General features: G+C 43.6%; 3 protein-coding genes. 2 read left to right on the top strand and 1 reads right to left on the bottom strand.

Going from position 1 to position 14,962, the window contains the following annotated elements; genetic code table 11:
* The first annotated feature begins 70 nt into the window (after window positions 1-70).
* Together IPM95_09310 and IPM95_09305 are read left to right on the top strand one after the other, a co-directional pair.
* Complete coding sequence (locus IPM95_09310) at window positions 71-3,778, top strand: lamin tail domain-containing protein (protein MBK9329490.1); 3,708 nt, start codon at window positions 71-73, stop codon at window positions 3,776-3,778.
* Window positions 3,779-4,129: 351 nt separating this feature from the next.
* On the top strand, window positions 4,130-14,095 hold the full coding sequence (locus tag IPM95_09305) for an autotransporter-associated beta strand repeat-containing protein (GenBank protein ID MBK9329489.1): 9,966 nt from the start codon (window positions 4,130-4,132) through the stop codon (window positions 14,093-14,095).
* Between the two features lie 20 nt (window positions 14,096-14,115).
* On the opposite strand, the gene IPM95_09300 is transcribed toward IPM95_09305, so the two are convergent.
* On the bottom strand, window positions 14,116-14,889 hold the full coding sequence (locus tag IPM95_09300) for a thiazole synthase (GenBank protein ID MBK9329488.1): 774 nt from the start codon (window positions 14,887-14,889) through the stop codon (window positions 14,116-14,118).
* Window positions 14,890-14,962: the final 73 nt, after the last annotated feature.

Here is a 14,962-nt window from a genome sequence, read left to right as displayed (position 1 = left end):
GCAACTTAATAGGTAATTTTAAATACTCTTTTCAATATCTTTTGAGGCAGGAGGAAATATATTCTTACATATGAGTAAAGTCTACCTGTTTTTATTCTTTTCATTATTCCTGATTTCTTCCAAAGCAACTGTCCTTTCCGAGCATTTTGATACTACCGCTTTTTCCAAAGGCACTTATGATGTCCTCCCGGCAGGCAGCGGAACAGAAGACAATATAATCCTTTCATCCGGTTCGTGGCGATGTTATGAAGGAATACGGGGTAATACAGTTGGCAGCGACCGGTTTAACGGCACGCAGTCGGTGCGGGTGCGTGGCAGCGGTGCGGGTGCAATGCGGGCGGTTCTGGAAATGAATTTTGATAAATTAAACGGCGCGGGCGTTGTGGAAGTATATGCCGCGAAATATGGCGGAGATGCAACTTCCTATTTTCATTTTGAAGCCTCCACCGACGGGGGAAGCACCTGGCCGAACAGTTCCTCCACCTTTACGGTTTCTTCCACCACCCTGACATCCTTTACCTGGACGGCAAACCTGTCGGGCAGTGTGCGTGTGAAAATTATTAAAGAAACCAATAACAACCGCTGTAATTTTGATGACTTTTCCATAACTGATTATTCTACCGGCACCGCTTCTGAAATACAATTGCAGCAACCTGCGGGAAGCGATTCAGCCTGTGGTTTTACCTATGATTTCGGTACACAAATCATTGGTACCAACACCGACGTAAGCATTAGAATCAAGAATCTCGGTACAGGGTCACTGACCATTGCCTCCACACCGATAACAGGTACGAATGCTTCCGAATTTTCGGTATTTTCCGCACCTTCATCTCCGGTTCCGGTCGGTGATTCTACAGATATGGTCATCCGCTTTTCATCGGGATTGCCTGGCACGAAAACGGCTGTCTTAACGATTAACTCTGATGATACGGATGAGAGCGCTTGTATCGTTTATCTGACTGGAACGGCAAATTATGCATCCTGTACCGAATTAATCCTTTCCGAATATGGAGAGCCTGTAGCCGGGAACGGAAAATATGTGGAAATTTATAATGGCACTTCGGGTTCTGTAAATTTAGCGGATTACCAGCTGCAAAAGATAAGCAACGGCGGCAACTGGCCCGGCAGTACACTTACATTGAGTGGAACACTGGCTCCAAACACCACCTACTTAATTGCCAATAATTCAACAGACGTTCCTGGCGCGAATTTATATGATGCGACCTTTTGCAACTGGAATGGAAACGATGCGGTAGGTTTGGCAAAATATATTGGAACCTCCTGGGTGCTGACAGATGCCGTCGGTGATACAGCTACGCTGCCGAATGGTTCGGGCTGGTCAGTTGCCGGCATTTCCAATGCCACCGTCAACCATACGCTGGTGCGGAAGTCTTCTGTCAGCATTCCAAATACCGACTGGAATTCCTCTGCGGGTTCCACCAGCGCAAACGCCGAATGGATTGTGCGGCCTTACTCCTTATCCAATGTCAGCTGCAATGTGAGCAGTTGCTATACTTCTACCAGCATCGGCTTTACGGTGGCTACAGATATCGTCAATGAATCGAATACAACCGTGACGGTATCCGTTACCATGAACTCGGCGCCGGTAACCACTGTAAATGCCCTTATCACCGATGCACTTTTAGGAACCGCCGCGGCGGGAACAGATTATTCGATTACGCCGGTAACGCTGACATTTCTACCTGCTGAAATCTATCCCAATACCAAAACCGTCACCATTACCATCTTTGATGATGCTCTCTCGGAATCCAATGAAAATGTGGTACTGGATGTCGATGCGCAATGCGGCGCACTGCTGAGCAATAACAGGTATTCGCTCACCATCGTAGACAATGAGATACCCAATGGTGTTGTCATCAATGAATTCAGTCAGGGCTCGGCAAGCAAAGAGTACCTGGAACTTGTTGTCATCGGAACACCGGCAACCACCGCAGATTTGCGTGGCTGGATTATTGACGACAACAGCGGTATTTTCAGCGGCGGCTACGGGACACAGTTAGGAATTGCTCCCGGACACGTGAAATTTTCGAACGCCTGCACCTGGGAAAAAGTACCGGTAGGTTCCATAATTTTGCTGTACAATGCCAGCGATAAGAATACTACAATCACACTGCCGGATGACCCTACGGATGCCGATTTGGATTATGTGTACGTGATAGGTATTGAAACATCAGGAAGTACCTGTGCCGCCATGCCAACATCTAATCTGTATTTTTCTTCCGACTGTGTCAAACCGAATAATACTTCTTATGATATCTATACGCCGCCGGTATACACCAATGTAGACTGGAATGCCATGCAGTTCAGAAATGCCGGAGATGCCCTGCAGATTCGCAGTCCGGCAGGAGGTTTTTTCCATGGCTTATCCTACGGTTCCAAAGGCAGCGGATCCGATTGCGCGGGCTGCGCCATCAATCAGCCGAACCATCCCGATTATTCCGTGTATGGAATGAATGCACTTTATTTTTCAGGAGGAAGCAATGTTACATATGCCAATAATAATCTGACTGACAATGATTACAGAAAGCTCAGCAACTGGTCAAAAACCACCTCTGCGTCTCCGAATGCACTGGAAACGCCGGGTACATTCAACGATGCATCCACTAATAAAAACTGGATATTGTCTCTTCGCGGAGATTTTGCCGCGGTGCTTGATGATCAGTCATACACCTGCAACCTGAGAGGTCTGGAAAGCCGATACTATCTGGATGACAGCGACAAGATCATATTCTATATCAAAAACAATATCACCACGGACCACGGACCGCTTACGGCACAAACGATTCTGCACAATACCGCGCTAACAGGTAAGGGATTTCAAAACTCGTTCCTGACAGGAACACCGTTATTTATGCAAAAAACATTTGCGGCGACTCCGGATACGGCGACTCCGGCAGATTATAAGATCCGGTTTTATGTTTCCACCCAGGAATTGCAGGATTACTGTGATTACATCAATCCAATCCTCGATTCCATTCCGGGTTATTATACAAGCCATCATCATACACCGGGTGAAATCATCTTTCATCTGAAAATTTACAGAACCTCGACGACCGACAGAGCCTGGACGGTAACGGCGGACGGGCAGGTTCAGATTGTAACACCTATTATCGGTACTTACGGACCTTACACCACTTTTGAATTTGACGGATTTACGGGATTTTCCGGTTATGCTTTGGGCGATATTGTAACGCCCGATATTGGATTACCGGTGGAACTGACTCATTTTAATGCCGTCTGTAATGATGATGCGGTGACTATAAACTGGACAACCGCATCCGAAAAGAATTCCGCATATTTTGAAGTGGAACGCTCTTCGGATGCCATCCATTTTACATCTTTAACAAGAATACAGGCTGCTAACAAATCCAATCAAGTCACACATTATCAATATACGGATGAGTATCCGTTAAGGGGAATTAATTATTACCGGCTGAAACAACAGGATATTGGAAATGTATCCGCGGTTTATTCCAATATTATTCAAACGGAATGTACAGCAACTAATACCGCAACCCAGGTATTTTATAATTCTGAAACAGGAATTATGGTGTGCCTAAATTCAGGAAGCACCAAAGATATGTTGTTTAATCTTTATGAAATTTCAGGAAGATTAATTTACAGTGAAACTAAAACGATGAACAGTGGTTACACGGCAATCCCGCTGACTATGCCGAACAAGCTAGCTGACGGTATTTATGTTGTCAGGATTATCAACGGTGCACAAATTACTTCTATTAAGATATTAGTTCACTAAAGCAGGATCTTTTGATATACATCAATCATTTTTCGATTTTTTAACATATAAAACTCCTAAACATACTAAGATGCTGCTATTTCAGATTATTTATTAACAAAAAAGGGTGGATAATCTAATTTATTGTAGAAAAAAACAGCTAAAATCTATACTACCTTAACATAACAAATCAGGCGGTTTTGACGAAAATAGCCTATTTTTGAATAGCCGTATTTTTAAAAAAAGAGAAGTAATCCATAAGCGAATTATATGATTGAACTTTACACTCCCATAACAATACTTACAAAAACATTGAATACAAGAACAGGAAACAGAAAGCCTGCGTCCTTTTATATCCGACTAACTGAATTTATGAAGAAAAATTATTCGTTTTTAGCACCGGTTCTTTTATTGTTTTTTGCGGAAAATAGTTTAGCAGCAACCATTACTTCCGATGGACTCAACAACTCATCTTCACTTTTTACGCTCAGTAATGGTGCATATTATACCGGAAATTCAGCAAGTGGTGACAGACCTGCTTCATCACCATTTGCATCAGAAGGATCGCATTCAAGAGGTGTTTCTAGTGCAACAGCAACCTTAACATCATCAGATATTAGCACCTCTGGATATACAGGTATCCAATTGACATTTAGGTTGGCGTCCTTTTCTATTGGAAGTACTGGTAATGGTGCTGATGGCATTGATATAGTCACCGTTGAAATAAGTCCGGATGGAGGTACTAATTATTACAGTACCGTCAGGGTCTTAGGAAATTCAAATGCTTATTGGGGTTATTCAACTGGAACTGGTAATGCAACAACTGCTTATGATGGCAATGCAACTCCAGTTGATTATGCACCAACTGGTGGCGGTTCAAGAACAACAGATGGGTATAGTACGGTTACTGTAACGGACTTACCTGCAACAAGTAATATGAGAATTAGAATTACTTTATTAAATAATTCTGCAAATGAACGATGGGTAATGGACGATGTATTAGTAACCGGTAATTCTTCCACCAACTTGTATTGGGGCGGAACAACAGGAACTTATTCAGGTACATGGACAACCGGTACACCATGGGGTACCACCACATCAAGCGGTGCAACTACCGCATGGCCTGGTTCAGGCTCTTACAATGCTAACTTTAACGCAGCTGCAAGCGGTATTGCGACAGTTCCCACATCCATAAGCGTAGCACCAAACAATGTAATTCTAAATGCAGCTGCTACTTTTAATACGGCTGCTGCCACTAACGGTACTTTATCAGGTCCTGTAAATTTAAACTCAAATACTTTAACCACAGCACCTGTAACATCAACAACACTTACACTATCAGGTGTAATCAGTGGTGCTGGTGGAATCACTCAAGATGGTGCCGGTACCACAACATTAAGCGTTGCCAATACGTATACTGGTACAACCACTATCAGTCAGGGAACACTTTCAGCATCCACTATAGTAGTTTCCGGCAGTGCCAGTAATCTGGGAAATGCCTCCAGTGCCGTAGTATTGGGTGGTGCATCTACGGCAGGTACATTAAGCTATGCCGGTGCAGCGGCAACGTATACCCGCGGGTTTACGGTAAATGCCGGTGGTGGCGGAATTACCAATACAACAGCTAATTTATTAACAATCGGTACTGGTGGTATTACAAATGGTGGAACGCTTACTTTAGCAAATACAGGTTCCGGCGGAACTACTGTTAGCAGTGTTATCTCAAGTACAGGTGGGGTTTTAGTAAATAATAGCGGTTCAGGAATTACTATTCTTTCCGGTTCAAATTCATATTCAGGCACTACTGCCATTAATGGCGGTACACTCCAGCTTGGTGTCAACAGCACTTTGCCTTCCGCAACGGCAGTTACAATTGCAAATACATCCGGAGTAATCTTAGATGTAAACGGTAAAACACAAACCATTGCTTCTCTGGCTGGCGGTGGTGGCACGGGTGGAACTGTATCATTAGGTGCAGGTACTTTAACTGTAAACGGGTCAACCTCCACTACGTATTCAGGTATCATCAGCGGCAGCGGCGGTGCTTTGGCTAAAAACGGAACCAGCACATTAACATTAGCCGGTGCCAATACTTACACGGGTGCAACGACCATTTCCGCAGGTACTTTGCAGTTAGGTGCTGCGGGCAGCGGGGCCAATTCCCCTTTAGGAACTACCGGTGCAGGTACTACTGTTTCAGCAGGAGCAGTATTGGATTTGAATGGCTATACCTTAGCTACTGCGGAAGGACTAACCTTAAACGGCACAGGAATTTCCAGCGGAGGCGCATTAGTTAACAGTTCGGGTACAGCAGTTTCCTATAGCGGCAACATAGCTTTAGGAAACGCCAGCAGTATCGGAACAACAGGAAATATTACACTTTCAGGTAATATTTCGGGTCCAAATATTTTAACAAAAGTTGGGAATGGTTCATTGATATTATCTGGTGCAAATACTTATAATTCAACCATTATTACTGCTGGAGAACTTAGATTTAATCCATCTGCAACACTCAGTAGCGGAGCATTGTCTTTTAATGGAACAGGTGCCACCTTATCTACCTCTGGTATTACTTCAGGCAGAGCCATCACATTCAGCCAAATAAATTTTTTTGAAAATGCCGCAATTAATCTGGATAATACCAATGCGCATACATTAACGTTCTCAGCTGGCATCGCATTTTCTTCAGGCAAAATGCTTACCATTACCGGCTGGCAGGGAACTTACGGCGTAAGCAATACAGGTAGCATCGCTAAAATATATATTGGTTCTTCCGCCACATCACTGAATTGTACTATGCTTGGACAAATACAGTTTTTTGACGGAACAACATATTATGCCGCATCATTAAAATCTGACGGAGAACTGGTACCGGTAAAAACACCTGCCATTTCGGCTATTACACCATCTTCTGCAACAGCCGGTGATCCGGGATTTACCATTACAGTAGATGGTTCTAATTTTACAAACGGAGTATCTACCGTTACGTGGGGCGGCTCAGCACGTGCCACCACTTTTGTAAGTGATATTCAGCTAACGGCATCTATTCTTACTGCCGACCTTGTAACGGCAGGCACTGTACAAGTTGGTGTCACCAACGGATGTGTTACAACCCCATCTACACAAACGTTTACTATTAACGCGCCTTCAAATTCTATCACCACTTCAGCCGGTTCTTTTGGTCCGTTTTGTAATGGAGTTGATAACAATGTAACATTAACTTTTTCAAAGACAGGAACTTTCACAGGACAATACAATATTCAGATTTCTGATGCTTCCGGAAATTTCCCTTCCGATGCTACTACTCAGTTATTAACTTACGTATCCAACACCTCCACAACCGTTACAGCTACTATTCCTTCGGGTTTTACTGCAGGAACAGGCTATCGTATTCGAGTGGTAAATAATACACCTACTTATTTTTCTTCAGGAGATAATGGCAGTGATATTGCTGTTAATACAACCCCTACGACTCCTTCCTGTTCTACACCAGGCGCGGTATGTCAGGGCAATGCCGTCACCATAACCGGTGCGGGCAGTACCGGTGCCACTACCTATACTTACTGGACAGCTGCTTCAGGCGGAACTCAGTTTACCACCGGAAGTCCTGCCGGTTATACCGTCTCCGGCGGAAATTTAACCACACCAGGCAGTTTAGCCGGAGGCACTTATGATTTTTATGTGCAGGCGGAAAATGCGGCATTGTGCTCCAGTTTGGCCAGACAAAAAGTGACGGTAACTGTTAATTCATTACCGGCTGATCCAACAGGATCCATTACAGTTTCTCCATCAAATCCATCGTGTGGTCCGGCAACATTAAGTTATACCACAGGCTATTATTGGGAAACATCTACGAGCGATTTTACTACGTCAGGCAGAGGTACTGCCACTGATTATACTTTAAACACTACAGGCACCATGTATGTAAGAGCCTACAATGGCACCTGCTGGAGTGCCAATACCATTAACACTGGAACAGTTACCATTAATACTGCCGTTGGCATAGGGACTTCGCCAAACAATGCTACCGTTACGGAACCCGCAACTGCAACTTTTAGCATATCAAGTGTGACAGGAACTGTTTCAGGATATCAATGGCAGGTATCTACAGATGGTGGTAGCACGTGGAATAATGTGAGTACAGGTTCCGGTGGAACTTCTGCATCTTATACTACAGCTGCCACATCAGCCGGCATGTCAGGAAATAAATATCAATGTATTGTTTTCGGTACTTCTCCATGTGCGGATGATACCTCCGGTATTGCTACCCTGACGGTGAATGTTGCGGCATCAGTAATTGCTGAATTTGATTTTACGGCATCTCCATATTTACAGGTTACTACAAAAGATGCCAATGTAACAGTAACAGATATGGCACTGTCAGCAGGTACCATTGAAACCAATATTACAACCGGTACTTACTTTCCAAATGAACCTTATGTAGAAGAATCCGGTGGTTGGACAGCTACTTCACAAGCTACTGCCAAAAATTTTAATTTTACCATTAATGCCAACTCCGGTTATCAGATTCAGGTTACCAGTATGGAATTCAATGCGTATGCAACCTCTGCCGGTCCTTCTGCTTTTTCCTATGATATTGGGTCGGGATTAGCTACATACACTACAAATGCACCGGATGGTTCTTTAGTTACCGTAAACCAAACGGTAAGCGGCGTAACTGCACAAACTACATTACCTGTTTTAATACAAGGGTGGTTAAATGGATCCCGTTCATCTGCAGGTACAGGTGTTTTCCGTTTGGATGATGTAATAGTAAAAGGATATGTAACACCAACCTGTACTTTGCCAACCAGTCAGGCTACTTCTGTTACCACCACAAATATTTCCTCCACCGGATCAGATGCAGGATTTACACGTGGTTCTGCAACGGGAACAATACTGGTCATAAAACCTACTGCACAAACGACCGTACTACCAGTACAAAATACTGCCTACACACCTAATGTAAACTGGGCTTCCGCAGCGCAGATAAATACAGACAACAGGGTAGTGGCTAATTCAACCGCTGCAACTACTTCAACAGTATCGGTAACAGGTATTACAGGTCTCAGCCCGGAAACACAATACACTTTAACCGCTTATGAAAGAAGCAGTACAAATTGTTATAATTTAACTTCACCTCCAACGCTGAATTTTTATACCTTAAGTACAGAACCTTCTATACAACCGACCGGCAGTTTTACTGCTGCTACCTGTACGGCTAATTCGATTGATTTGACATTTCCATCTATTACAGGTGCCGGCGTCAGCAATGCAGATGGATATATAGTTATGATGAATGCTGGCAGTGCTCCGACTAATTCGCCAGCGGATGGTCAGGCATATTCCGTAAACGCCAATATCAGCGGTGATACGGTAGCTGCAGTTATAAGCAGTACGGCTACCTCTTCTATAACTATAAGCGGATTAAATGCAGGTGTGCAATATTACTTTACATTGATTCCGTATAATGCAAACAGTACGCCTACGGCACAAACCTTTAATTATAAAACCAATGGCTCCATTTTAGGTGCCAATACGACAACGTTATTGACAGGCACAAGCACAGCATCTGTGGTTACCACCGATGCTACTTACAGCTACACACAAGATATATTGTATGCCAATTACCAAAGCAATCCAGTTCCAACCTCTGCATCGCAAAGTGTAGGTGTTCATAATATCATCATTCAGGACGGTAACGGCAGTTCAAATGACGGGGACAATCTTCCCACCCTTTTAAAAGGCATTACCTTTACCTATACCGGTACTGCCAACACGGTTAGAAGTGCAGCATTGTTTACCACTACCAATTCAAGAATAAGACCTGCGACAAGCATAGGTTCAAATACTATCACCTTTACTAATTTGCCGGATACGGTTACCTTAAAAACACCGGGTGACAATTCAAGTATACAGGTAATATTGAGAGTTACTTTTAATTCTACTGTCACAGATAATGACAAATTAGTGTTCACCGTTTCATCTGTAACCAGCGGTGATTTATGTTCCTATTCCCAGTTTGGAACAGCTAATGGCGGCGGGGCACAATCTGATAACGGTGCCAATACTAAAAACCAGATAGAAGTAGTAGCTACTAAATTAAAATTCAGCCAGCAGCCTTCTGACGCAGCAAATGGTTCAACCATGTCACCAACCGTTACGCTTGATGCTGCTGATAATAATAATAATGTAGACAAAGACTGGAGTGTAGCTGCCAGTGTAGCCTGTTCTACGCCTTCAGCCCTGAACAGTAATCCTGTTGGCGGCACTATATTGCAAGGTGTAACGACCATTGGTGCCTTAGTGCACAATACCAACGGCACCTATACCCTAACAGCCTCTGCTGCAGGATTAAGAGATACTACCAGTACCACATATATTATCGCTACAGTTTTATATCCATACGGTTCTTTCTTATCCAAAACAGGTTCAGGTAATTACAACAGCAACAGCAGCTGGTGTAAATGCGGAAATACAGGCGGCTGTTCAGGTCTTACCGTCAATAGTGGAGGTTGGGGTGATCCTACTACCAATACACAAACACCTGTTGCGGGAAGTACTGTCTTTGTTCAGGGAACAATAACGTACAGCAGTTTATCTATTGGTGTAACGAATGCCACGATTTTATCGGGTGGTGATCTTGTGCTAAATTCATCCAATTTTCCTGTTGCCAATTCCATCACAGTTAAATCAGGCGGAAAATTACATGTCAATGATAATTGTGTCTTTGAACTTACTTACTCAACCTCAACGTTTACCGTTGAAGACAATGCTGAGGTGCATTTAAACAGGGATTACACGAATCCCAGTTCAAGTGTTTGGCAAGGTGCCGAAAACTTTTATCCGCAGTCTAATATATATATTTATAACTGGAGAGAAGCGACTTACCTAATTGATGGTGATGTAACAGCAAATACCCACAATGGCTATAATGCCTATTTCGGGAACCTGTACATAGATGGGAAACTAACTGTAGGTAGTGTTTCCAATTCTGTCATGGCAGATTATAATGATTATGGCTTTGGCGGTGGTAACTGGGACATGGTGGGTCCCAATAATGGCGATACCATTAACCTTACACATGGAAACTTGGAATTGGTTTCAAGCCCGGAAAACACTTCAGGTTCCTGTTCCTGTGGCAGCGGTACTCCGGGTTATAAAAGTGTTCGTATAATGGGTAATGAAACCGGAACTTTTGTTGTGAATATACATGGAAATTTAGTATTAAGGAATACCTGGGAAGGGTCGGCAGTTTCTTCAACCGATGGCAATTACACCCTGAATGTAGATGGAAATGTCGATATAAATGGTGGCAGCTTGAGTGTAAAGAATTCAACTTCTACCAACAATGGAATTAATACGATGAATATAGCCGGCAATTTAACCATGACCGGAACAACTTCCCTATTCTTAAATCCATCAAGCCTTAATGCTGCTAACGGACAAAAGGCTGTTTTAAATTTAAAAGGTAATTTAACAGTCGCCTCAACTTCTACCGTCCAAAATAACGTATTTCCTACTGATGCGGAATTCAATTTTACAGGAACCGGTCCACAGCTGGTAGATGTTGCATCAGTAGTCGCTCCTTCCGGCAAGGGTATAACTTTTACCATAAAGAATGGAGCAACCGTACAATTAAAAAACAACAACTTTACCTATACAACCGCCCTTTCAGGTTATCCGACTACTTTAACTGTTGCTTCTGGCGGCACATTGGATTTTAACTGGAAAACGGATGGTACACCATTAACTGTTAACGGCGCATCTACCATAAATTTATTTACACTAGCTTCAGGAGGAACATTAAAAATTTCCTCCCCTGACGGAATTATAAAGAATACCGCCACCTATGGAAGCAGTACCGGAAATGTGACAGGTTTTGCCACTGGAAACAGAGATTTTAATCAAGTGGCCAGATATTGGTATACCGGCAAATCCACCAGCAATGGCGGTACACATTATACCGGCGATGGTATTAATCAAACAGGTGCCTCAAACGGATTTGGCAAAATCGTTATATGTGATTTATCAGACAATAATAAGATACTTACTCCTACTGTAACGTTTGCTCTGACAAATGATTCAACTACATTTCCCGGTGGAGGAAGACTGGATATTCGAAAAGGACAGTTTATAGAGACGGAAAATGAATATATTTCAGGAACCGACGGAACGCTGTATATGTCTCCGGGTACTTTCTATAAAATACCCAGAGGAAACAGTTCCTTTGTTACCAATGATGACATTCCGAGAATGTGCGGTTGCGGAACGGGTTCTTTTCCGTATGTATTAACCGGAGGCACAATAGAACTGGCAGGAACTGGCAGTAATCATGCTTTCCAACGGTTACGTGCTGATGCTGCTGCCTTTAACTATATAAATATAAAATTCAGCGGAAGCAACACTTTGGGCACCAACTATAAGAATCTAAATGATCAGACAACGATTGACTCCCTATTATACATCACCGGTAATGCAATCGTTGATTGTGTCTCAGACAATGTTGGAATTGCTACTTCTTTTATTGGCAGGGGTGGTCTTAAGATGGATGGTGGAAGACTGAGAATCAAAAAATTCAATGAAGCCAATCCTATGTTAGATGGGTACAACAATCCTTATACTTTAACCGGCGGAGTAGTGGAGTTTTACGGTACCGGCAGTACCAGCCAGCAGCAAATCAGAGGGATGGATACACTTGACAGAATAATCTCTTATTATAACATTGAAGTGAATGCGAATGCCGCAAATTACTCCACTTCTTCCGGTTTAGATAAAGCTGGTAATGTTGACCTTACTTCCAGTTTTTATCTTAAAAATGTCATGAATGTAAATTATCCTGCTGTTTTACGTATGGATGAATCTGATTTTATTTATGCTCCACTGTCTGGTGCCGGAGCGGAAATAGTTAATATTAATGCCAATGCGGGTTTGCTTTATGGAAACAGCAATGGTATCACAACGGCAGCTGCCGGTACAGGTGTAACTGTCGGTAATATACGTACCAGCAACAGAACTTTTTCTTCGGATGCAAGTTATGGCTTTGTTAGTCCGGGAAACATGGTTTCTGGGAATGGTTTGCCTGCTACCGTCAAAGGTCTGTATGTATATAAATCAAATACTTCTGACAAGGTTACCCTAACGAACACTACCCGTGCAGACAGCATTCTGAAAATGTACAGCGGGCATATCCTTACCGGTGCATCCAATATCCTTGAATTGGGAAAAGGAATAAATACCGGTGAAACAGGCAGCCTTAGTTATACCGCTGGGTACATTGCCGGAAAGATGAGACGTTGGTTTAACGGCTCAAATACCGGAAACGCCAGTGGATTATTTCCGATAGGTGATACGTCCGGAACCAATTTTTATAACCGCCTCTTCCTGATGGAATTCAGTACCCTTACCGGCACTGACGCCGGTTACCTGGATATCAATTTCAACAGGTCTCCAATGGGATTAGCCGGCATTCCCATCACCGGTATTCCTGCGGCAGGCACCTGTGCCAATCCATTTGATGTGACATCCACCGAAGATCAGGGTTACTGGGTTGCCACACCCGAAAGTTCTAAGTTATCTGCCGGAACCTATACTGCATCCGCAACGGGCGAAGGATTTTCTTCTATCAACAATATGTGTCAATTGACATTGTTGAAACGAGTTGGCGGCGGCAACTGGACAACTCCTGGAACTCATTTGCAGCCAACCGGAACAATGGCATTGCCAACCGTTTCAAGAAGCGGTATCAGCGGTTTCTCCAACTTCGGATTCGGAGGCGGTCCTCCTAATCCTTTACCAATCGAACTTACCAGCTTCACTGGTACTTGTCTGGAAGATGGAACTGCTCAGCTTCAGTGGACGACTGCCAGTGAAAACAACAGTAAACAGTTCATAATACAGCGTTCCGCAGACGGCGTTCATTTTGACAATATTGCTGTTATGCGAGCTGCCGGATTCTCCAACCAACCGAGAAGTTATTCCATAACAGATTCAAGTGTCATCTCCAGTGTAAATTACTACCGTTTGCTGGAATTGGATAATGAAGGGAATTCAACCATCTATTCCATTATCCTGGTGAAATGTCGGGAAGTGAATGGTGTACACGTATTCTACAACGACCCGAAAATAGTTCTGGAAGTCAATTCAGACAAAGATAAATCCGTTGCAGTCCATGTATTTGAACTTTCAGGAAAACTGCTGCATCTGGAAACAAAATCAGTTACCAGGGGCTATAACCGTTTTAACTTAGACATTAAAAACAAACTGGCAGATGGGCTGTACATCATCCAGTTGACAGACGGATTAAATATATTTTCCGACAAGGTGTTAGTACATTAATGAGCAGAAATCATCCCGTATCATCCGTCTAATAAGGCATCCAGCGGACTGCTGGCATGTGCAGCGGATGCAACGGATGCCAACTTAGCCTCATAGGCCATTCGTCCAGCCATCAGTGCTAGTCTAAAGGCTTCCGCCATCTGAACCGGATGACTGGCTACTGCAATGGCTGTATTCACCAGAACGGCGTCTGCCCCCAGTTCCATAGCCTGTGCAGCCTGCGAGGGTGCTCCGATACCGGCATCCACCACGACAGGAACATTGCTTTGTTCAATGATGATTTTTAAGAATTCCAGAGATGCCAGTCCTTTGTTGCTGCCGATAGGCGCACCCAAAGGCATCACGGCATGTGTGCCGACTTCTTCCAACCGTTTGCACAGAACGGGATCTGCATGAATGTAAGGTAAGACGATAAAACCCAGTTTTACCAGTTCTTCGGTGGCCTTGAGGGTTTCAATCGGGTCTGGCATCAGGTATCTGGGGTCGGGATGTATTTCCAGTTTAATCCAGTTCGTTTCCAGTGCCTCACGCGCCGCCTGCGCCGCAAAGATGGCTTCTTTGGCTGTTCGCACACCGCTGGTATTCGGCAGCAGATTCACCGTAGTGTTCTTCAGATACGTCAAAATAGAATCGGACTGATTTTTTAAGTCGATGCGTTTTAATGCCATCGTCACAAGCTCCGTACCCGAAGCGATTACGGATTCCTGCATGGTTAGCGGAGAGCCGAATTTACCGGTACCCAGAAACAGGCGGGAAGAAAAATCTTTTCCTGCAATTTGTAAATTCTTTTGCACGATGTAAAAGTAAACGGTAGAAGCGAGATTTTAAAATATAGACACTGATTCTTTAGTATTTTTTCAATTCGGA

The organism is Sphingobacteriales bacterium, from assembly GCA_016719635.1.
In the GTDB taxonomy this organism is placed as follows: Bacteria; Bacteroidota; Bacteroidia; order Chitinophagales; family JADIYW01; genus JADJSS01.
This window is presented reverse-complemented; position numbering and strand designations above follow the sequence as displayed.